Genomic DNA, 20,192 nt, shown 5'->3' on the forward strand with positions numbered 1-20,192 from the left:
CTACATCGTCGCTCCCCTCTCCCGACCCGCTTCGCGGGCCACCCTCCCCCGCAGAGGGGGGAGGGGTATGCGCGTGGGCCGGGGCAAAGCGCTCATCTGTCGGCAAAGTAATTTTTTTAGCCTGCACATGAGAAACGACCGCCCGCCCCTCCCCATGGCCCGCCTCATGCTAAGCTTCGGCGACACGCACAGCAGGGGCGAGCCGAGATGCTGACCAGACGATCCTTCGTGGCCCTGTCGGGCGCGGCGCTCGCCGCCCCTGCGCTGGCGCAGGGCACGGCCTCCCGGGTGCTCAAGTTCATCCCGCAGGCCGACCTGACGGTGCTCGATCCGATCTGGACGACCGCCTACGTGACCCGCAACCACGGGCTCGCGGTGTTCGACACCCTGTACGGGACCGATGCCAGCTACGCCGCGCAGCCGCAGATGGTGGAGGGCCACGTCGTCGAGGACGACGGCAAGCTGTGGCGCATGACGCTGCGGCCCGGGCTGGTCTTCCACGACGGCACGCCGGTGCTCGCCCGCGATTGCGTCGCCAGCATCAATCGCTGGGCCAAGCGCGACCCGATGGGCCAGACGCTCATGGCCTACACGGACGAGCTCTCGGCCCCCGACGACCGGACCATCCAGTTCCGGCTGAAGAAGCCCTTTCCGCTCCTGCCGGATGCGCTGGGCAAGGTCGGCTCGCCGATCTGCGCGATCATGCCCGAGCGCCTCGCCAAGACCGATGCGTTCACGCAGGTGACCGAGATGGTCGGCAGCGGCCCGTTCCGCTTCAAGGCGGACGAGCGGATGGTCGGCGCCCGGGTCGTCTACGAGCGCTTCGACAAGTACGTCCCACGCGAGGGCGGCGAGCCGCAATGGACCTCGGGCCCGAAGCGCGCCTTCCTCGACCGGGTCGAGTGGCACGTCATCCCCGACCAGGCCACCGCCGCCTCGGCGATGCAGACCGGCGAGATGGATTGGTGGGAGCAGCCGCCCGCCGACCTCGTGCCGACGCTGGGCAGCCTGAAGACCTCGATCAAGGACCCGACCGGCCTGATCGGCTGCCTGCGCATGAACCAGCTGCTGCCGCCCTTCGACAACCCGGCGATCCGGCAGGTGCTGCTCAAGGTGGTCGACCAGACCGACTTCATGCAGGCGGTGACCGGCGACGACCCCAAGCTGAGGCACGTCCCGACCGGCTTCTTCTGTCCCGGCCTGCCGATGGCGAGCGAGGCCGGCCTCGACGTGCTGACCGGCAAGCGCGACTTCGAGGCCGCCAAGAAGGCGCTCGCGGCGGCCGGCTACAAAGGCGAGAAGGTGGTGCTGATGGGCGCCTCCGATTTCCCGAGCCTGAAGGCGCTGGCCGACGTGGCGGCCGACATGCTGACCCGCGCCGGGTTCAACGTCGATTATCAGGTCATGGATTGGGGCTCGGTGGTCCAGCGGCGGGCCAAGCGCGACCCGATCGCCCAGGGCGGCTGGAGCATCTTCTGCACCTTCTGGGCCGGGCTCGACCAGGCCAACCCGGCCGTCAGCGCCTTCCTGCGCGGGACCGGGGCCGATGCGCCGGTGGGCTGGCCGACCAGCGCGAAGCTCGAGACGCTCCGCCAGGACTGGCTCGACGCCCCCGATACCGCCGCGCGCAAGACGCTGGCGGACGCCCTGCAGAAGCAGGCCTTCGCGGACGTGCCCTACCTGCCGCTCGGGCAGTACTTCAACCAGACCTCGTACAAGCCTTCGGTGACCGGGGTGCTCGACGGCGTGCCGGTGTTCTGGAACGTCAAGAAGGGCTGAGCGGGCGGGTCAGGCCGGGACGGCGTCCACGGGCCTGCGGGCCCGGGCCGGATCGCCGGCCCCGGCATCGGCCATGAGCGCCGGGATCAGGTCCGTCTGCGACACGATCCCGACGAGCCGGCCATCCGGATCGACCACCGGCAGATGGTGCAGGGCCGCCTCGGCCATCTTGAGCACCAGCTCGGCGAGCGGCGTGTCCGGCGTGACGGGCTCGACCGCTGTCATGATGTCGGCGGCGCAGCCGTGGGGCGCGCGCCCGCGCTCCACGGTCAGCCGCAGGCGGCGGCCGAGGCCGAGCCGCGGGCCGCTCCGGTCCCAGGCGGCCTTGTCGAGCAGATCGGTCTGCGTGACGATCCCGAGCACCCGGGCGCGCTCGTCCGTGACCGGCAGGGCCTTGATCCGGTGGCGGCGCAGCAGCCGGAGAGCCTCCGCCAGGGAATCGTGGGGCGCAAGCCCGATCACGTCCCGGGACATGATCGCCGCGCAGGTGGTCTGCCCCGGGCGGCGCCCGTAGACGCGCATCTGCACCCGCCGCAGGATCTGCTCCAGGTCGCTGCGATCGACGTCGAGCAGCTGGTCGAAATCCTCCAGCGCGGCGTCGAGGTCCGAGGCGAGGAAGCCAAGGCGGGAGGACGGGGCCGGGTCGTCGGTGCGCGGGCCGGCCGGGCGCAGGTGGGGATAGGCGCGGCCGGTGAGATTGTTGAACAGCAGGGCCGTGGCCAGCAGGAGCAGCGAGTTGGCCGCCACCGGCCAGAGCACGAAGCCGTAGCCGAGCTCCCGGATCGCCGGGCCGCCCAGCACCGCCGTGAGGGCGACGGCCCCGCTCGGCGGGTGCAGGCAGCGCAGGGCCATCATCAGGGCGATCGCCAGGCCGATGGCGACGGACGCCGCGACGAACGGGTCCGGCACCCACATCGTCGCCGTCACCCCGACCAGGGCAGCTACGAAATTCCCGCCGAGGATCGACCAGGGCTGCGCGAGCGGGCTCGCCGGCACCGCGAAGAGCAGGACCGCCGAGGCGCCCATCGGGGCGATCAGCACGGGGGCGGCTTCGGGCCCGATCGCGGCGCGGCAGACCAGGCCGGTGGCCAGGATCCCCAGCAGGGCGCCGGCGGCCGAGCGCAGCCGCTCGCGCTGGCTGACCGGCGTCAGCTCCGGAAGGAGACGGCTGAGCAAGGATCGCATCGGGTCCGGATCTCGCACACGAGACGGGACGGCGCAGGGCGCGCCGTCCCGCTTCAGGATAAGAGGTCGGGAGCCGCTTGTCAGACCGCGCGGGCCTCGTGCATCGCCTGGATCTGCGTGGCGCTGTAGCCCAGGCCCGTGAGCACCTCGTCGGTGTGCTCGCCGAGCAGCGGCGAGGCCTTCACCTCGACGGTCATGTCGGAGAACTTGATCGGGCTTCCCACGGTCAGGTACGAGCCGAGCTTGGGATGCGGCACCTCGACCACGGTGCCGCTCGCGCGCAGCGACTTGTCCTCGGCGATCTCCTTCATCGACAGCACCGGCGCGCAGGGGATGTCGTAGGTGCGCAGGATGTCCACCGCCTCGAACTTGGTCTTGTCGGCGAGCCACTCTTCGATGGTCTTGAAGATGTCGAAGATCTTGTCCTGCCGGGCCCGCGCGGTGTTGTAGGCGGGATCGGTGATCCACTCCTCGCGGCCGAGCACCTTGCAGATCGGCGCCCAGGCATGGCCCTGGATCGTGAAGTAGATGTAGGCGTTCGGGTCGGTCTCCCAGCCCTTGCACTTCAGCACCCAGCCGGGCTGGCCGCCGCCGCCGGCATTGCCGCCGCGCGGGACCACGTCCGAGAATTCCCCGTGGGGGTATTGCGGGTATTCCTCGAGGTAGCCCAGCGCGTCGAGGCGCTGCTGGTCGCGCAGCTTCACCCGGCAGAGGTTGATCACCGAATCCTGCATCGAGACGGCGACCTTCTGGCCGGTGCCGGTCTTGTTCTTCTGGTGGAGCGCCGTGAGGATGCCGATGGCGAGGTGCATGCCGGTGTTGGAATCACCGAGCGCGGCGGCGCTGACGGTGGGCGGCCCGTCCCAGAAGCCGGTGGTCGAGGCGGCGCCGCCGGCGCATTGGGCGACGTTCTCGTAGACCTTCAGGTCCTCGTAATGGTGGCCGTCGGAAAAACCCTTCACGGAGGCCAGGATCATCCCGGGATTGAGTTCCTGGATGCGCGCCCACGAGAAGCCCATCCGGTCGAGCGCTCCGGGGCCGAAATTCTCGACCATCACGTCGGAATCCTGGATCAGCTTCTCCAGGACCTCCTTGCCGGCCTGGGTCTTGGTGTCCAGCGTCAGCGAGCGCTTGTTGGAGTTCAGCATCGTGAAGTAGAGCGCGTCGGCATCCTCGACGTGGCGTAGCTGCGTGCGGGTCACGTCGCCGGAGCCCGGCCGCTCGACCTTGATCACGTCCGCGCCGAACCACGCCAGCAGCTGCGTGCAGGCGGGACCGGCCTGGACGTGGGTGAAGTCGATGATCTTGATCCCATCCAACGGCTTGCTCATCTGGCGTTCTCCCTTGCACGGTGAGGTTTGCGGTCTTCGGACGGTCCCGTCTGGAAGTCAGGATCCGTTCGGAAGCGCTTCGAGTTCGGCCACCCGCTGGCGCAGGCGCTTCTCCTCGGCCCAGCGCTCGGTCTCGTCGCGGATCACCGCGACGAGACCGGTCACCTGGTCCGTCGCGTCCCGGATCATCCCGACCGTGAAGGCGATGGAGAGCTGGTGGCCGTCCTTGTGGATTGCCGGCACCCGCAGGGTCTCCGCCCCGTAGCGGGTGATCCCGGTCCGCATCGTCTTGGCGTAGCCGTCCCAGTGACGGCGCCGGTGGCGCTCGGGCGTGATCAGGTCGAGGCTCTGCCCGAGGGCGTCCGCGGCGGTGAAGCCGAAGATCCGCTCGGCCGCGGGGTTCCAGACCGTGATCGCGCCGTCCGGATCCGCCACAACCACAGCATCGCCGACGGCCGCGACGAAGCCCGCAAGATCGTCCGCGGGCGGACGGTCCAGCATGGTCTCAGCGCCCGGCACGGACGGCCCGACCCCTGCGCTCCCGCTGTATGACGGTCGAGATGCCGTGTCTGTCGGAACGAACGAAGCTCGGGTCCGTCATCGCGGTCTCCCTGAGGATGCGGCGCTAAAGTTCCGGATGGCCCGGAACCCGTCGCCACGTCTCGCTGTGCGCCTTGGCATCTGGTATGCCAGATACCGAAGCGCGTCAACCACGGGGCCTCGAAATGGCATTTTGTTGCAGATTACTTGTAGCGCCGGACGGGAGCACGGCGGCGTGCGCGGGCCGGCCGATCGACCCACATCGTCATCGCGCGGGCAGCCGAATGTCCTGTCGATCCGCCACGGCTCGAAACCGTAGGCTCCGCCAACTCGCCATCGCGCACCCGCGATGGCGGTGGGACCGGGGGCGTTCGGGGGACCCTACGGCGACCGTTGGACCGGCTCGGCTCGGCGCCCGTCTTCTCAGATTCGCCGCTTTCCGGGGGCAGGAGCCGGTCAGCCAGACAGCACGGGCCGGCGTTTCGGCAACCCGCCCTGGAGACCACCCGGTGATCCGTTTCGAGAAAGTCAGCAAGGTCTACCGCACCGACGGCCACAAGCGGACGATCCTGGAGCAGGTGTCGTTCACCCTGAAGCCCGGCGTTTCCTACGGGATCCTCGGCATCAACGGCGCCGGCAAGTCGACCACGATGCGGCTCATCGCCGGGACCGAGGATCCGACCCGCGGCAAGATCCACCGCGGCCTGCGGATCTCGTGGCCGCTGGGCTTCGCCGGCGGCTTCCACCCCAAGATGACCGGCCGCGACAACGTCATGTTCGTCGCCCGGATCTACGGCGAAGATCCCCGCCGGGTGCTCGACTTCGTCGAGGATTTCTCGGAACTCGGCAGCTACCTCGACGTGCCGATCTACACCTACTCGTCCGGCATGGGTGCCCGGCTCGCCTTCGGCATGAGCATGGCGATTCCGTTCGACTGCTACCTGATCGACGAGATCACCTCGGTCGGCGACGCGCGCTTCTCCAAGCGCTGCGACGAGGTGTTCTCGCAGCGGCGCAAGAACGCCGACATCATCATGGTCTCGCACTCGATGGAGACGATCCGCCAATGGTGCACGCAGGGCCTCGTCCTGCTCAACGGGCGGGCGATCATCTACGAGGACGTCAACGACGCGATCGAGGTCTATCGGCGTCTCAATGCCTGATCGACCCGACCGGGGAAGACATGCTTTTGCCGCCTCTTCGTGAGAGACGCGTTCGACGCGAGCGTTTCGGCGCGGTCGAGGGCCCGGCAGCGGGCGGACCGCCGGGGCCGTGGAGGCCGGGGATCAAGTCATGAACATGGAGATCCGGAAAGCCGAGGGGCAGCCGGTCACGACCGCGGACCGGCAGCAGGCGATCACCGAATCGTTGCGGCAGATCGCTCGCATGTCGCGGTTCGTGGACCGCAAGAAGGGCATCCGGTCCTACCAGAGCCACGTCAAGAACGACCCCTGGATCCCGATCCTGTTCGTGCTGTGCTTCGTGCTGCCGACCCTGGCCGGTGCGCTGTATTTCGGCCTGATCGCCTCGGACCGCTACGTGAGCGAGGCGCGGTTCGCGATCCGCCCGGCGCTCGGCACGGCCGACAAGGCGGCGCCGGATTCGGTGGGCACCTCGTCGGGCGTCCCGAGTCAGATGGTCGCCCAGGACACGCTGATCACCTACGAGTACATCCTCAGCCGCCCGATGCTGGAGATCATCGAGTCGAAGCTGCCGATCCGCGAGTGGTTCAGCCGCGACAGCATCGACTACTTCTCCCGCTTCGATCCCGAGAAGCCGGTCGAGAAGTTCCTCCGCTACTGGAAGCGCCGGGTCGGCATCGAGGTCGAGTCCGGCTCCGGCATCATGTCCCTCACCGTCGAGGCCTTCGACCCGAGCGAGTCCCTCGCCATCACCCAGGCGGTGATGAAGGAGGCCGAGCGGATGGTGAACGACCTCAGCGTCAAGTCCCGCGAGGACGCCGTCGCGGAGAGCACGCGCGAGTTGAAGCTCGCCGAAGAGCGCATGACCAAGATTCGCCTGGCGATGCGCGACCTGCGCAATCGCGAAGGCGTGCTGGACGCGCAGAAGTCGAACGAGGCCAACCTCAAGGTCGTGTCCGAGCTGCGGGCGGCCCGCATCAACCTGGCGGTGCAGCTGGCCATCGGCCAGCGCGACCTCGGCCCGGAATCGCGCCGGATCATCGACATCAAGCAGCAGATCAAGGATCTCGACGAGAACATCGCGCGGATCGAGCGGCAATCGGCCAGCCAGGACCCGGAGCAGAAGCGCCTTCTGTCGGATGCGCTGACCCGGTTCGAGGCCCTCGAGAACGACCGCAAGAACGCCGAGAAGTACTACCAGCAGGTGCTGACCGCCCACGAGCGGGCCCGCATCGTCGCGGCACGGCAGATCGAGTTCTTCAGCCCGATCGTCGAGCCGGTGAAGGCGGAATCCTCGGTCGAGCCGCGGCGGATGCTGATGATCAGCCTCGTCACCGCGGGCGCCGCCGTGCTGTTCGCAGCCTCGATGTTCGCCCGCAAGATGATGGCCTGAGGACGGGCTCCCGATCCCCCGGGGGTCGGGAGCGTCGCGCGCTCAGGCGCCCGAGGCGGCCTTGGCCGAGGCGTCGCCGGTCCAGCCCTGGGCGCGCCAGCCTTCCGCGCGCTCGTCGAGGTCGATCGAACCGCCGCGGTCGAGGATCGCCATCACGCGTTCGGCCTGGTGATCCTCCGCCCGCACCGTCACGAGGGTTCCGCCCCGGCGCACGCCCTCGGCATAGGTCTGGGCTTCGTCCTCGCTGAGGCCGGCGCCGGTGAGTCCGCCGATCAGCCCGCCCGCCGCGGCGCCGACACCGGCCCCCGCGGCCGCGGCCACCAGCCAGCCCGCCGCGACCACCGGCCCGAGGCCGGGGATCGCCAGCAGCCCGAGGCCCGCAAGCAGCCCGGCGCCCCCGCCCAGGACCGTCCCGACGGTGGCCCCGGTCCCGGCCGCGTCCACCGGGTCGACCACGTCGAGCTGGGGCTCGGCGAAGGGCTCGTCCCGGCGCACGGTCGGCTCGGCGCGGTTCGCCAGGATGCTGATAGCGCCGTGCGGGATCCCCGCAGCCTCGAGCTGCTCGACCACGGTGGTGGCGGTGTCGTACTCGTCGAACAGGGCGGTGAGGACGCGGGCGGCCATTGGACGTTCTCTCGATCGACGGGCTGCGGCCCGGTTTCGTGACGCGGCAGCGGGCCTCCGGCCCGGCTGCCAGGACGATCGGATCGCCCCCCGATCAAGTGGCGAACGGATCGTGGGTTCCCGCGCGCGCCCGGAGGTTTCTTAACGGCGCGCTAACCATCCGCTCGGCAGATCTTGCCGGGTGCGCTCCCGGGATTCCCCGCGGGCACGCGGGATGGATCGAGCGCGATGGCGGAGACGGCGAGTGCGCCGGTCAAGGGCGGGTCTTTCGGCGGGGCCGCATCGGTCCTGAGTCAGCTCGCGCTCCCCACCCGCGGCGACCTCCACGCGCTGTCCAAGCGCTCGGACCTCATGTTCGCCACCGGCGTCATGGGCATCCTGGCGGTGCTGATCTTCCCGCTGCCGGCGGTGCTGCTCGACCTGCTGCTGGCGGTCTCGATCATCACCTCCGTGCTGATCATGATGACCGGCCTGTCGATCGACAACCCGCTGGAATTCACCGTCTTCCCGACGCTGCTGCTCATCGCCACGATGCTGCGGCTGGCGCTGAACCTCGCCTCGACCCGCCTGATCCTGGGCCACGGCCACGAGGGGACGGCGGCGGCCGGCCACGTCATCGAGGCGTTCGGCAACTTCGTGATGGGCGGCAACTTCGTCATCGGGATCATCGTGTTCGCGATCCTGATCATCGTGAACTTCGTGGTCATCACCAAGGGCTCGGGCCGCATCGCCGAGGTGGCGGCGCGCTTCACCCTCGACGCGATGCCCGGCAAGCAGATGGCGATCGACGCCGACCTCTCGGCCGGACTGATCGACGAGAAGGTCGCCAAGGCCCGCCGCTCCGCCCTCGAAGAGGAATCGTCGTTCTTCGGCGCCATGGACGGCGCCTCGAAATTCGTCCGCGGCGACGCGGTGGCGGCCCTGCTGATCACGTTCATCAACGTGGTCGGCGGCATCGTCATCGGCGTGGCCCAGCAGGGCATGAGCTTCGGCGACGCCGCCAAGAGCTACACCCTGCTCACCATCGGCGACGGGCTGGCGAGCCAGGTCCCGGCCCTGATCGTCTCGACCGCGGCCGGCATCCTGGTCTCGAAGGCGGGCGTGAAAGGCTCGGCCGACAAGGCGCTGGGCAAGCAGCTGGCGCATTATCCCAAGGCGCTCGGCATGTCGGCCGCCGTCATGTTCCTGATCGCACTCCTGCCCGGCATGCCGATGCTGCCGTTCCTGCTGCTCGGCGGCGGGGCGGGCTACGCCGCGTGGCGCACCAACAAGACGGCCAACGAGGCCCCCCCGCTGGACGCGGAGGGCGTCCCGATGGACGCCAAGGCCGTCGCGGCCGCGGCCACGGCGAAGGAAGAAACGGTCACCGACCTGCTCAAGCTCGACGACCTGAAGCTCGAGATGGGCTACGCGCTGCTCGCCCTGGTCAACGGCGAAGGCCAGGACCGGCTCACCGACCAGATCAAGGCCCTGCGCCGCCAGCTCGCGGCGGAACTCGGCTTCGTGATGCCGTCGGTGCGCATCCTCGACAACGTCCAGCTCGACGCCAACTCCTACGTGGTGCGGGTCAAGGAGATCGAGGCCGGCACCGGCCGGATCTTCCCGGGGCAGTTCATGGCCATGGACCCGATGGGCGGCCAGGTGCAGCTGCCCGGCCAGCACATGCTGGAGCCCACCTTCGGCCTGCCGGCGACCTGGATCGATGCGTCCCTGCGCGATCAGGCGCAGCTCAAGGGCTACACGGTGGTGGACGCCGCCACCGTGGTCTCGACCCACCTCACCGAATTGATCAAGGCCCACGTCTCCGAGCTGCTCAACCACGTCGAGGTCTCGAAGCTCCTGCGCGAATTGCCCAAGGAGCACGCCGAGCTGCTCAAGGAGATCATGCCCTCGCAGATCTCGACCACCGGCGTGCAGCGGGTGCTGCAGTTCCTGCTCTCCGAGCGTGTGTCGATCCGCGACCTCGGGGCGATCGTGGAGGGCATTGCGGAGGTGGCCGGCGCGGTGAAGAACCCGCGCGACGTGGTCGAACACGTCCGCGCCCGGCTCGGCCGGCAGATCTGCGCCCAGTACCAGGACCAGAACGGCACCCTGCCGATCATCACCCTGTCGCCGGCCTGGGAGCAGGCCTTCATGGAATCGATCGTCGGCGAGCGCGAGGAGCGCTACCTGGCGATGCAGCCCTCGAAGCTCAGCGAGTTCGTCACCGCGGTCCGCGACCGCTTCGAGGCCGCGGCCCGCCAGGGCGAGATGCCGGTGCTGGTGACTTCGGCGCAATCCCGGCCGTTCGTGCGCTCGATCATCGAACGCTTCCGCCGGGAGACCCCGGTGATGAGCCAGGCCGAGATCCACCCGCGGGCGCGGCTGCGCACCGTGGGGTCGATCTGAGCGGGTCGGCGGACGCGTGAGGGTTCATACGTCGCAGCTGAAGGACGATGAGCGGCCCGATCCGCGGCTCTCCCTCCGCCCCTCTGCGGCTACGGGCCATACAGGTGTCAGTCAGAGCCGTGGTCCTGCCCCTAGTGGAGGAGGCGCGGGTCCCCTCTCCCGTGCGGGAGAGGGACAGGGTGAGGGGACAGGTTTGTCCGGAGAGGGCGCATCCCTCACCCCAACCCTCTCCCGCACGGGAGAGGGAGCGCGTCGCGGCCTGCAGCAGCGCCGTTGCCTCAAAACTGGGTAGGCCGAAGCCCTTGTGGGGAGGAGTTGAAGGTTGGGGTGGCGCAGAAGGCACCGCCGCGCTCGATCCTGCACCACCCCCGCCCTTGACCCCTCCCCGCAAGGGAAAGGGGAAAAGCAGCTTTCTTTCCGAACCTTGGCGTTCGGGAAAGAAGTGTGGATCCGGTCGCCGCTGCGCGGAAGGCCCCGCTTCAGACCGCCTTCTGCTTCAGCTCGCGCTCCAGTTCGTGCGCGTCGAGCCCGGGCACGACCACCGGGGGCTCCGGCACGGTCGAAGGCACCGCGGCGGGCGAACCGATGGCGGCGGCGAGGCGGGAGCGTTCGAAGAGCACCACGACGATCACCGAGATCAGCGCCGGGATCCAGAAGTAGAAGATCCGGAAGATGATTACCGCCGCGATGATCGCGTCCTTCTGGGCGTCGTCGGTGATGTGCATCGCGGTGATGAACACGATCTCGAACACGCCGAGGCCGCCGGGGGCATGCGAGGCGAGCGCCACCGAGAACGAGGCCAGGAAGATCGCGAGCACCGGGATGAAGCCGGGGTTCATCGCATCCGGCAGCGCGAAGTAGATGATGCCGGCCGCGCCCAGAAGCTCCAGCGGTGCCGCCAGCAGCTGGCGGGCCATGATGCCGGGCCGGGGATATTCCAGCTTGAACGCGCGGATGTGCAGCGGCCGCATGTGCAGGATCGAGCCGAGCACGTACAGGGCCACGAAGCCCAGCATGCCGAAGCCGACCACCAGGGCGGTCTTGGGGTCGGTGAGGAAGCCGGGGAGCCTGCCCTCGAGGCGCGTCAGCAGGTTCGGATCCACCACCAGGGTGAAGCCGCCGAGCAGGATCGTGCCGAGGAAGAACGTGAAGGAGCACAGGGCCACCAGCACGGCGACCTGCGCGGCGGAGAGGCCCTTGGCCGTGTAGGCCCGGTAGCGCACCAGGGCGCCGGAGAACACCGAGGCGCCGATGTTGTGCGACAGGGCGTAGGTGGTGAAGGAGCAGAGGGAGACGAACAGCCACGAGATGTGGTGCACGCCCAGGTGCAGCAGCGCGATCCGGTCGTACCAGGCGAGCGCGGCATAGGCCACGAGGGTCGAGAGTGCTGCGAGCAGGATCCGGTGGGGCGGGATCGCCAGGATCGCGGACCAGATCGCCGCCAGCGACGTCGTCTTCAACTCTTGATAGAGGAAATAGCCCGATATCACGACCGCTGCGAGGCCGATCAACGGCCAGATGAAATCGCTGAGCTTCTTCATGTACACCGACGCCCCGGGGAGAGCCCCTGATGCGCCGCCATGCAACGCGCCGCAAGCGGATCGAGGCCATCCCGATTTCCCTTGACAGGTGATCGTGACGGTTTCGTGCCGCGTTGCCGGCACATCACACACGGACCCTGCGCGCGAGCCGCAGAAGAGGATGCAACGCGTGGGTGCGCATGCGGCCGGCGAGCGCGTCAGCCCCGGGCGCGGTTGAGCCCGATTCCGTCCATCGCGGCCTGGTCCCGGACCGCCTCCGCGGCGCGCTCTGCGGTCCGCTCGCGGTCGTTCAGGATCTCGACCTTCTTGAGTTCCTCGAACGCCTCGCCGAGCTCGGCCTTGGCCTCGGCCAGCTGGCCTTCGAGCGCCTGGGCGGACTGGCGCATGTTGTCCCGGCGGCCGGCGGCGGCGCGGGCGTAGGTCGGGTAGGCGAAATGGCCGACATCGGTGATGCCCGCGCGCGCCTCCTCGACGGCGACCTCGCGGTCGAGTTCCACCGCCATGCGCTGGAAGTCCGCCATCATCATCTCGATCTGGGTCACACGCCGCCGCTTCTCATCAACCTGGAAGCGACGCAGCCGGATCAGCGTGTCACGCGATTTCATTGGGACGCTCACTCCACGCAACGCTCAGGGCCGCGCCAAGGACCATGCCCGGGCCATGCCCCAAACAGGATCGCGAACGCGAACCTGCTCAGACCCTAGTTCCGCATCATCGAATACACCCAAGCGGTTACCGCTTCGCTGCATGATGCCTAGGCTATGCCGACGATCTGGCTAAGCCGTGCGTAACCATCGCCGATGGACGTTGCTTCTTCCTTACCCTGCCCCAGAAAAGCCTCAAGCTGAGGCATGAGCGCCACGGCCTCGTCGACCTCCTGGGATGCGCCCGCCCGGTAGGCGCCCAAGCGGATCAGCTCCTCCATGTCGGCGTAGGTGGAGAGCACCCGGCGGGCCCGGCGCACGATCGGCAGGTACGCCGGATCGCAGGAGCGCGGCATCGTCCGGGAGACCGAGCGCAGCACGTTGATCGCCGGATAGCGCCCGCGCTCGGCGATGGCCCGTTCCATGACGATGTGCCCGTCCAGGATGCCGCGGACCGCATCCGCCACCGGCTCGTTGTGGTCGTCGCCCTCGACCAGCACGGTGAACAGCGCCGAGATCGTGCCGAGGCCGACGCCGGGTCCCGCGCGCTCCAGCAGGCGCGGCAGCTCGGAGAAGACCGTCGGGGTGTAGCCCTTGGCGGTGGGCGGCTCGCCCGCCGCGAGGCCGATATCGCGCTGGGCCATGGCGAAGCGGGTGATCGAATCGATCATGCATAGGACTTTCGCGCCCTGATCGCGGAAGTGCTCGGCGACCGAAAGGGTCACGTAGGCGGCGTTGCGGCGCATGAGCGCCGGCTCGTCGGAGGTCGCCACCACCACCACCGAGCGGGCGAGGCCGGCGGCGCCGAGGTCGTCCTGCAAAAACTCCTGAACCTCGCGGCCGCGCTCGCCCACGAGGCCGATCACCGCCACGTCGGCGGCGGTGTAGCGGGCGAGCATCGACAGCAGCACCGACTTGCCGACGCCGGAGCCGGCGAAGATGCCCATCCGCTGGCCGGCGCACATGGTCAGGAAGGTGTTGATGCACCGGACCCCGAGATCCAGCGGGCCGCCGACCCGGGTGCGGGCATGGGCGGGGGGCGGGTCGGCGCGGAGCGAATAGACATCCGGCCCCTGCGGCAGGGGTCCGAGCCCGTCCACGGGCCGGCCCAGGGCGTCGACCACCCGGCCGAGCCAGGCGGCGCAGGGGCGAATGGCTCCGGCCGATTCGTCGCGCACGTAAGCCGGGCAGCCCCGGCGGACGCCCTCCAGGGACCCGAACGGCATCGCCAGAGCGCGATCGCCCTGGAAACCGATGATCTCGCACGGCACCAGACCGAGGCCGTTGGCGCCTTCCACGTCGATCCGGCCGCCGAGCCGCATGGCCGCCACCGGGCCGGCGACCTCGACCAGGAGGCCGCGGATCGCCACGACCCGGCCGAACGTCTCCAGCACCTCGACGCGGTCGAGGGCCGCCTGGGCCGCGGCGAGACTGGTAACGGACCTTGCCGGATCCTGTGTCATCGGCGTGGCTCTCAACGCTTCGTTTACCGGCCTCCTTAACACTGCGGTCATCGGGCTCGTAGCGGCTCGGTCCGGGCTCCGGCGCCAGCCGGACTTCACGAAGTCGTGCGTCTGTGGCCGCAGGGTCACAGCGGGGACCGGGTCGTTACGGGGGAGACACTTACGTCCAAGCGCGTGGGCGGACCGGTCGCGAACGGAGCGGAATCACGGCCCCGGGCGGGGGTGGAGGGACCTGGTTCCTCCCGCCAAGCTCGGGGCTCGGTGAACGAGACGCTTGCGGGTGGGAATCAGGTTTTGTTAACGATTAATCCATAGCGTTCCACGTCAAGAGCGACGGAGCGCCCGTCCACAGGCCGGTGGCGGGTGTCGGTGGGGACGTGTCTGCGCGCTGATGCGGCCGGCTGGGCTGGGGACCGACGATGCGGGTACTTCTGATCGAGGACGATAGCGCGACAGCGCAGAGCATCGAGTTGATGCTCAAGTCCGAGAACTTCAACACCTATACGACCGACTTGGGCGAAGAGGGCATAGACCTCGGCAAGCTCTACGATTACGACATCATCCTCCTCGACCTGAATCTGCCCGACATGTCGGGCTACGAGGTGCTCCGCAACCTGCGCGTGGCGAAGGTGAAGACGCCGATCCTGATCCTCTCCGGCATGGCCGGGATCGAGGACAAGGTGAAGGGTCTGGGCTTCGGGGCCGACGACTACCTCACCAAGCCGTTCCACAAGGACGAGCTGGTCGCCCGCATCCACGCCATCGTGCGCCGGTCGAAGGGCCACGCCCAGTCGGTGATCACCACCGCCGACCTGATCGTGAACCTCGACCAGAAGACCGTCGAGGTCGGCGGCGCCCGGGTCCACCTCACCGGCAAGGAGTACCAGATGCTGGAACTCCTCTCGCTCCGGAAGGGCACGACGCTCACCAAGGAGATGTTCCTCAACCATCTCTACGGCGGCATGGACGAGCCGGAACTGAAGATCATCGACGTGTTCATCTGCAAGCTGCGCAAGAAGCTCGCCAACGCCAGCCAGGGCAAGAACTACATCGAGACCGTCTGGGGCCGCGGCTACGTGCTGCGCGAGCCGATGGACGCCGAAGAGCGCATGGCGGTCTGATCCACCCGGATCACCGCCACCCTCGAAAAACCCCGTGCGGCTCGGCCGCGCGGGGTTTTCGCTTTTTTTCGGACTTACCGGTTCGGCGCTACCGGACCCCGGTCGCGGAGAAGACTTGGGCCGCCGGCGCCACGACCACGTAGCCGCCGCACGGGGCGGTCCGGGTGATCACCGCGCTGGCGACGCCCCAGACATAGGTCCCGCCGCGATCCTGCGCGACGACCGGGCCACCGGAATCGCCGAAGCAGATCCGGGCGCCGTTCGCCCGGGCGATGGTCAGGCCGGTGTTGCTGGCCGCGACCGGCGTCAGGGTCGCGGTGCGCAGGCGCCCGACGCCCCGCCCGGACAGGCCGGCCCCCGCGATCCGCAGGCTTTTGGGCAAGCGCCGGGGATCGGCCGCGAGCGGCACCGGGCGCCGGTCGCGCACCGGCTCGGTCAGGCGCAGGACCGCGAGGTCGAGGGACAGGTCGGCGAGGCTCACGTCGGGCGCCGCGTTCGGCAGCATCTCGCCGGGATCGGGGCTGTAGCGGGCCGCGACCCGGGCGCCGTAGACCGGACGCGCCGGCTCGGTGCCGCGGAAGAACACAACGAGGGCGCCGAGCGGATCGCCGTTCACGCAATGCGCCGCGGTGAGCACGAGATCCGGGGCGATCAGGATCCCGGTGCAGCGCGTGAGCCGCAGCGCCTCCTCGGGCTGGATGATGGTGCCGATGGCGACGGTGGCCTGCGCCAGGGCGTCCCGCCCCGCGGGCGCCCCGCCGTCGATGGCGGCGGCCGGCAAGGCCAGGCCGAGCCCCACCGCACAGGTGAATCCGGCCCCGGCGAGCCGCGTTCCGACGGTCCTCGATCTGGTCACGCGCGAACCCTGCTGCCTCAAGCCCCGCTCCAGAGATGCGGCAAGGGCGACCCGGCGCAAGCGGGCGAGAGGACGCGGTCGCCGCGACGACCACGTTGGCGCCGGCCGGATCGCGTGATCAGCCCGCCACGGTCCAGGTGCTGGTCCCGTCCTTGTTGTCCTTCACCGACACGCCCATGGCGGCCAGCGCGTCCCGGGCGCGGTCCGAGGCGGCCCAGTCCTTGGCCGCGCGGGCGGCCTTGCGCTCCGCGATCAGCGCCTCGACGGCGGGCACGTCGACCCCGGACGCCGCGACCTGATCCTGCTCGCGGGCGCTGCGGGTGCGGGCGAGTAGGCCGAACAGGTTCGCGCCGGCCCGCAGGGTGGATCCGTCGTCGGTGAGTGCGTGCAGCGCGTTGATCGCCGCCGGGGTGTTGAGGTCGTCGCTGAGCGCCTCGACCACCGTGCCGGGCGCGGTTTCGGCGGCCGGTTCGTCTCCGGCGGCGTTGTACCAGCGGTCGAGCACCCGGCTCGATTCCTCGAGCCCGCGCAGGGTCCAGTCGATCGGCTGCCGGTAGTGCGTCTTGAGCATGGTCAGGCGCACGACCTCGCCGGGCCAGTCGTTCAGCACGTCGCGGATGGTGATGAAGTTGCCCAGCGACTTGGACATCTTCTCCCCCTCCACCTGGAGGAAGCCGTTGTGCAGCCAGACATTGGCCATCACGGGCGTCCCGAAGCAGCAGCGGGACTGCGCCACCTCGTTCTCGTGGTGGGGGAAGATCAGGTCGATCCCGCCGGCGTGGATGTCGAAGGTCTTGCCGAGGTGCTTGGCCGACATGGCGGAGCACTCGATGTGCCAGCCGGGCCGGCCGGGCTCGGCGATGCCGGCGGGCGACGGCCAGGACGGCTCGCCCGGCTTCGACGGCTTCCACAGCACGAAGTCGAGGGGCGAGCGCTTGTAGGGCGCGACCTCGACCCGGGCGCCGGCCTCCATCTCGTCGAGGGGCCGCTTCGAGAGGCGGCCGTACTCGGGCATGGCCGGCACGTCGAACAGCACGTGCCCCTCCGCCACGTAGGCGTGCCCCCCGGCCACCAGCGCGTCGATCATCGTGCGCATCTCGGCGATGTGATCGGTGGCGCGGGGCTCGATGAAGCGGGGCGGCGCGCCCGGATCGTTCACATCCTCGGGACCGAGGACGCCGAGGTCGCGGATGTCCCGGTGGAACTGCGCGAGCGTGCCGTCGGTGAGTTCCCGGATGGAGATGCCGCGCTCGGCCGCGCGGGCGTTGATCTTGTCGTCCACGTCCGTGACGTTGCGGGCGTAGGTCACATGCGCCGGCCCGTAGAGGTGGCGCAGCAGCCGGAACAGCAGGTCGAAGACGATGATCGGGCGCGCGTTGCCGATATGGGCCGCGTCGTAGACCGTCGGGCCGCAGGCATACATCCGCACCTGGGCGGGATCGATCGGCGCGAACGCCTCCTTGGCACCGCTGAGCGTGTTGTAGAGCCGCAACATCGGCGCCATGAAACTCATCCCCTTCCGGCGCCGCGGCCGAATCCCGGCGCCGCGCCGTCGCCGGAAAACCGGCCCTGCCTTCAACGACCTGCGGGCGCTGCGCCGCGAAGAGCGGCCGAACCGTGACGGCTCGGGTACCGCCGCGGCGGTTCGCTGTTGCACTGCGGCGACGGTGCCGCCCGCCCGATGGGGCTAACGCAAAAGCGTGAGGAATTCGAGATGGTCCGCGCAAGCGGCGGGTAAGCCTTCCTTAACCGCGCCGTCGGACCGTCCGGACCAAGCTCCGCAACCTCAAGATCCTGTGCCCAAGGACGATCCATGCGACGCACGGCCGTTGGTTACTTCGTCATCGCCGCCCTGGCCACGGCCGGCCTGGCGCAGGGCGCGTTCGCCGGCAGCGACGGCGAGACGCCCGCGAAAGTGCCGGCCCATGTCGAGAAGACCTTCCTGATCCCGTCGAGCGACGGCTACGGCGTCGGCGATTGCCTGACGACCCCCGGCAGCGAGTGCGGCCAGGTCGTCGCCAACGCGTGGTGCGAAGCGCAGGGCTACGCCGCCGCCAACACGTACGGGATCGCGGCCGCCGACGAATATACCGGCGCGATCGAACAGCCGATCGCGACCCCGACCGAGCGCCCGATCCGCATCACCTGCCGGGACTGAACGGCGCCCCGGCAGTCCGTCGTCAGCTCTTCACGAACTCCGAGCATTTCGGCGCCGGCTCCGTGCCCCAGGGCGCCAGCGGCACCGCCGAGGTCGAGTTCTTCGGCGAACCCTGCACGACCTTGTCGGAATAGACCATGTAGATCAGCGTGTTGCGCTGGGCATCACAGCCGCGCACGATCTGCATCGACTTGAAGATCAGCGAACGCCGCTCGCTGAACACGACCTCGCCCTGGCTCAGCTTGCCCTTGAAGGCGATCGGCCCGGTCTGGCGGCAGGCCAGCGAGATGTCGGAGACGTCCTCGGCCAGGCCGAGCGTCCCCTTGATGCCGCCCTTCTCAGGCTGCGTATACCAGCAGGCGACCCCCGACACGGCCGGGTCGTCGATGCCGTAGACCACCAGCTTGTCGTTGGGCGTCAGCGGTCGCCAGACCGTGGATTTGGAAAAGATCCGGTCCGGCTCTTCGGCCGAAGCGGGTCCGGCCGCCGACAGGCCGAGGGCAACCAACCCAACATAGGTGAGACTCCGAAACCACATCACGGGTCAATTCCCTGCTCAAGCACGCGGCCCGGATGTAGGAGGGGTGTCACCCGCTTACGAGGGGGCGTACAGTCAAGCTGCTTCGGTCCCGAGGCCGGGGCAGAACAGCGCCAGACCGAGGGGACCACGGCATTCCCGATCACGCGATGCAGCCGATGCTTGACCGCCCGATCGTCCGTTCGCTCGGCCGCCTCATCCTGAGCGCGGCGCTGGCGTGCGGTCTGTCCCTCAGCCTCGACACGGCCCGGGCGCAGGACGCGCCGGCCGGTCCGCCCGTCGTCGGCGAGCCGCGGTCCGGCACGCCGCAACTGCCCTCGCCCACCTGCCGGCGTTACCGGGCGGAACTCGCCTCCGTCCAGACGGGGGCCAGCACCACGCGGGCGCTCAACGACGAGATCGGGCGGCTGGAAGCCTATTTCCGCGGCCTGAACTGCGAGGGCGGCAAGTTCCTGTTCTTCGACACGCGCCCGCCCCAGTGCGGCGCCGTCGAGCAGCGCATCCGCGCGCTCAAGGCCACCTATGGCGGCGCTGTGTTCGACGACAGCGGCGCCCGCAAGCGCGAGCTGCAGGGCCTGGTCGCCGCCAACTGTCCGGCCCGGGAAACCTATGCGGCGAGCGGCGAGAGCTACGCCAAGGGCGGCCCGCAGATGGTCTGCGTGCGCACCTGCGATGGCGGCTTCTTCCCGATGCGCAACCTGCCCGAGGGGCGCGGCGGCGCGGACGAGATGTGCCAGGCGCTCTGCCCCGGCACCGAGGCGCAGGCCTACTCCATGCCGTACGGCGACGAGGCGCTGAAGCACGCTGCCTCGGTGAAGGGCAGCCGCGCCTATGCGAGCCTCGCCAACGCGTTCAAGTTCCGCAAGGAATTCGTCCCGAACTGCTCCTGCAAACCTCAGAACCAGACCTGGGCGCAGTCCCTCGTGAAGGCCGAGAGCATGCTGGTGCGGCACAAGGGCGACATCTTCGTCACGCCCATGCAGGCCGAGGCCCTGTCGCGTCCCAAGGTACGCCTGACCCTGGTCGGCCGGGCCGACCGGACTGCGGCCGAACTCGCCGCCGACGCGGCCGGGCGGGCCGGGGTCGAGATGGGCGCCGGCGCGGCGGGCGGCAAAGCCGACGCGGCTCAGCCGAGTGTCGTGAAGCCCGACCACGTGGCCGTGCGGATCATCGCCCCGGACATGATCGCGGTGCCCCAGCGCCTCACGCCCTGACGGAGTCTTGAGCGGCCGGGGCGGAACCATACGCCGCGCATCGGGTTCGGGTCGGCTCGATCCGATACGAGGCTCCGATGCGGCTGCTGCGACTGATCCTTCTCACCGGCACGGTGCTCCCGGGCCTGACCCTGACGCAGCCCGCGGGCGCATCCCCGAGCCCGATGCTCCTGGCCCAAGGTGGCCCGGCCGAGCGCGGCCCGGACGAGCGCGGCCCGCGCGGCGGCGGCGAGCCACCTCATGGCGGCCCGCGGCCCGAGCGGCCGCCGCAGGAG

At 69.5% G+C, this 20,192-nt stretch carries 17 protein-coding genes and 1 pseudogene; 8 read left to right on the top strand and 10 right to left on the bottom strand.

The window, feature by feature from the left end; genetic code table 11:
• The first annotated feature begins 207 nt into the window (after nucleotides 1-207).
• On the top strand, nucleotides 208-1,779 hold the full coding sequence (locus FV233_RS21370) for an ABC transporter substrate-binding protein (protein WP_147898698.1): 1,572 nt from the start codon (nucleotides 208-210) through the stop codon (nucleotides 1,777-1,779).
• A 9-nt stretch (nucleotides 1,780-1,788) separates the two neighbouring features.
• On the opposite strand, the gene FV233_RS21375 is transcribed toward FV233_RS21370, so the two are convergent.
• The 3 genes from FV233_RS21375 to FV233_RS21385 form a co-directional block, all read right to left on the bottom strand.
• On the bottom strand, nucleotides 1,789-2,964 hold the full coding sequence (locus FV233_RS21375; RefSeq protein WP_147898699.1) for an HPP family protein: 1,176 nt from the start codon (nucleotides 2,962-2,964) through the stop codon (nucleotides 1,789-1,791).
• Nucleotides 2,965-3,044: 80 nt separating this feature from the next.
• Nucleotides 3,045-4,295 (bottom strand): formyl-CoA transferase, encoded by a 1,251-nt coding sequence (frc, locus tag FV233_RS21380; protein WP_147898700.1) that lies wholly within the window; start codon nucleotides 4,293-4,295, stop codon nucleotides 3,045-3,047.
• Nucleotides 4,296-4,352: 57 nt separating this feature from the next.
• Nucleotides 4,353-4,796 carry a PAS domain-containing protein gene (locus FV233_RS21385; RefSeq protein ID WP_147898701.1) on the bottom strand — a complete coding sequence of 148 codons (444 nt, stop codon included), beginning with the start codon at nucleotides 4,794-4,796 and terminating at the stop codon, nucleotides 4,353-4,355.
• Between the two features lie 548 nt (nucleotides 4,797-5,344).
• On the opposite strand from FV233_RS21385, the gene FV233_RS21390 reads away from it, so the two are divergent.
• Both FV233_RS21390 and FV233_RS21395 read left to right on the top strand, forming a co-directional pair.
• Nucleotides 5,345-5,998: an ABC transporter ATP-binding protein gene (locus FV233_RS21390; protein WP_058193434.1), complete on the top strand. Its 654-nt coding sequence runs from the start codon at nucleotides 5,345-5,347 to the stop codon at nucleotides 5,996-5,998.
• A gap of 130 nt (nucleotides 5,999-6,128) precedes the next feature.
• On the top strand, nucleotides 6,129-7,370 hold the full coding sequence (locus FV233_RS21395) for a capsule biosynthesis protein (RefSeq protein ID WP_147898702.1): 1,242 nt from the start codon (nucleotides 6,129-6,131) through the stop codon (nucleotides 7,368-7,370).
• A 42-nt stretch (nucleotides 7,371-7,412) separates the two neighbouring features.
• On the opposite strand, the gene FV233_RS21400 is transcribed toward FV233_RS21395, so the two are convergent.
• Nucleotides 7,413-7,994, bottom strand: coding sequence for a hypothetical protein (locus FV233_RS21400; RefSeq protein WP_147898703.1), 582 nt, complete (start codon nucleotides 7,992-7,994; stop codon nucleotides 7,413-7,415).
• Nucleotides 7,995-8,222: 228 nt separating this feature from the next.
• Between FV233_RS21400 and flhA the strand changes: the two genes are divergently transcribed.
• Entirely contained in the window at nucleotides 8,223-10,382 is a 2,160-nt protein-coding gene (flhA, locus tag FV233_RS21405; protein WP_147898704.1) for a flagellar biosynthesis protein FlhA, read from the top strand.
• Nucleotides 10,383-10,861: 479 nt separating this feature from the next.
• Here the strand turns inward: flhA and FV233_RS21420 are convergent, their stop codons facing one another.
• From FV233_RS21420 to fliI, 3 genes are all read right to left on the bottom strand, one after another.
• Nucleotides 10,862-11,923 (bottom strand): lysylphosphatidylglycerol synthase domain-containing protein, encoded by a 1,062-nt coding sequence (locus FV233_RS21420; RefSeq protein WP_147855970.1) that lies wholly within the window; start codon nucleotides 11,921-11,923, stop codon nucleotides 10,862-10,864.
• Between the two features lie 197 nt (nucleotides 11,924-12,120).
• Complete coding sequence (gene fliJ / locus FV233_RS21425; protein WP_147855971.1) at nucleotides 12,121-12,528, bottom strand: flagellar export protein FliJ; 408 nt, start codon at nucleotides 12,526-12,528, stop codon at nucleotides 12,121-12,123.
• Between the two features lie 149 nt (nucleotides 12,529-12,677).
• Complete coding sequence (gene fliI, locus FV233_RS21430) at nucleotides 12,678-14,030, bottom strand: flagellar protein export ATPase FliI (RefSeq protein ID WP_147898705.1); 1,353 nt, start codon at nucleotides 14,028-14,030, stop codon at nucleotides 12,678-12,680.
• A 419-nt stretch (nucleotides 14,031-14,449) separates the two neighbouring features.
• Here fliI and FV233_RS21435 point away from each other — a divergent pair, with 419 nt between their 5' ends.
• A complete protein-coding gene (locus tag FV233_RS21435; RefSeq protein WP_147857559.1) occupies nucleotides 14,450-15,151 on the top strand; it encodes a response regulator transcription factor CtrA in 702 nt (233 codons plus the stop codon).
• 88 nt (nucleotides 15,152-15,239) lie between these two features.
• Here the strand turns inward: FV233_RS21435 and FV233_RS21440 are convergent, their stop codons facing one another.
• Both FV233_RS21440 and cysS read right to left on the bottom strand, forming a co-directional pair.
• Complete coding sequence (locus tag FV233_RS21440) at nucleotides 15,240-16,007, bottom strand: trypsin-like serine protease (RefSeq protein WP_147898706.1); 768 nt, start codon at nucleotides 16,005-16,007, stop codon at nucleotides 15,240-15,242.
• Nucleotides 16,008-16,125: 118 nt separating this feature from the next.
• A complete protein-coding gene (gene cysS / locus FV233_RS21445) occupies nucleotides 16,126-17,511 on the bottom strand; it encodes a cysteine--tRNA ligase (RefSeq protein ID WP_147898707.1) in 1,386 nt (461 codons plus the stop codon).
• Between the two features lie 309 nt (nucleotides 17,512-17,820).
• Here cysS and FV233_RS21450 point away from each other — a divergent pair, with 309 nt between their 5' ends.
• Nucleotides 17,821-18,165 (top strand): hypothetical protein, encoded by a 345-nt coding sequence (locus tag FV233_RS21450; RefSeq protein WP_147857165.1) that lies wholly within the window; start codon nucleotides 17,821-17,823, stop codon nucleotides 18,163-18,165.
• A gap of 22 nt (nucleotides 18,166-18,187) precedes the next feature.
• On the opposite strand, the gene FV233_RS21455 is transcribed toward FV233_RS21450, so the two are convergent.
• Nucleotides 18,188-18,703: a CreA family protein gene (locus FV233_RS21455; protein ID WP_187277912.1), complete on the bottom strand. Its 516-nt coding sequence runs from the start codon at nucleotides 18,701-18,703 to the stop codon at nucleotides 18,188-18,190.
• A gap of 158 nt (nucleotides 18,704-18,861) precedes the next feature.
• Between FV233_RS21455 and FV233_RS21460 the strand changes: the two genes are divergently transcribed.
• Nucleotides 18,862-19,917, top strand: a complete 1,056-nt coding sequence (locus FV233_RS21460; RefSeq protein WP_147898708.1) for a DUF2865 domain-containing protein — start codon at nucleotides 18,862-18,864, stop codon at nucleotides 19,915-19,917.
• A gap of 77 nt (nucleotides 19,918-19,994) precedes the next feature.
• A pseudogene (locus FV233_RS21465) lies at nucleotides 19,995-20,192 on the top strand (flagellar motor protein MotB); the annotation flags it as partial.

This window comes from Methylobacterium sp. WL7 (assembly GCF_008040085.1).
Classification (GTDB): Bacteria; Pseudomonadota; Alphaproteobacteria; order Rhizobiales; family Beijerinckiaceae; genus Methylobacterium; species Methylobacterium mesophilicum.